Raw genomic sequence first — 240 nt, 5'->3', positions numbered from 1 at the left:
CCGGGGCAGGCCGTCACACTGGATAATTATACTAAAATTCATCAGCGACTCGAAAACGAGAAGGCGATAACACAAAAGAGTCTAGAGGATTTAGCCCGTGCAGAGGCTTCTGTAAATATCAATGACGATATTAAAGCGCTTGAGATTCTGCAAGGTGAAGAAAAGTTGGTCAGTAATAAGCTTAACAAAGGGGCTCATTATTTTAGCGAGGCTGAGAGGATAATATCTATATATCGAGCG

General features: G+C 42.1%; 1 protein-coding gene. It reads left to right on the top strand.

What is annotated here, in order from left to right; translation table 11 throughout:
* Nucleotides 1–240, top strand: a 240-nt coding sequence (locus AC0L3U_RS40105; protein ID WP_473365225.1) for a hypothetical protein, incomplete at both ends; no start/stop codon positions are given.

Source organism: Bradyrhizobium sp. Kon69 (assembly GCF_055807515.1).
Note: the sequence above shows the minus strand (reverse complement) of the source record. Positions and strands in the feature narration are given on the sequence as shown.